Source organism: Streptococcus sp. HMSC066F10, assembly GCF_001813805.1.
GTDB classification, from domain to species: domain Bacteria; phylum Bacillota; class Bacilli; order Lactobacillales; family Streptococcaceae; genus Streptococcus; species Streptococcus vaginalis.
This window is the reverse complement of record NZ_KV814000.1, coordinates 3,572-3,851: the sequence shown is the minus strand read 5'-3', so window position 1 is coordinate 3,851 and position 280 is coordinate 3,572. Positions and strand designations below refer to the sequence as shown.

The 280-nt window shown below is 46.1% G+C and carries 1 pseudogene; it reads left to right on the top strand.

Annotated features, from left to right (window positions below):
• Positions 1 to 182, top strand: a pseudogene (locus HMPREF2933_RS10190) (hypothetical protein); the annotation flags it as partial.
• Positions 183 to 280: the final 98 nt, after the last annotated feature.

Below are 280 nucleotides of genomic sequence, written 5' to 3'. Positions count from 1 at the left end.
GTCAGGTCAAAACCTGGTGGCGATGGTATCGAAATGGTGAACTGCACCGCTTCCACCAACCTGTGGGGGAACAATATACCTACGGTAAAGGAATGGAACAGCTATCCGAAGCGGAACAACTACGCCTACAGGTGGAATTGCTAAAAAAGTATCGGAGCTTGGTAAGGTCATCGACAAAGTAAGTCTTATCAAGCTGGTGGAAGAATACAAGAAAGTCTACCCTGTCTCAGTCATTCTGGACTGTTTTGGGATCAAACGATCCACTTTCTACCGTTGGAAA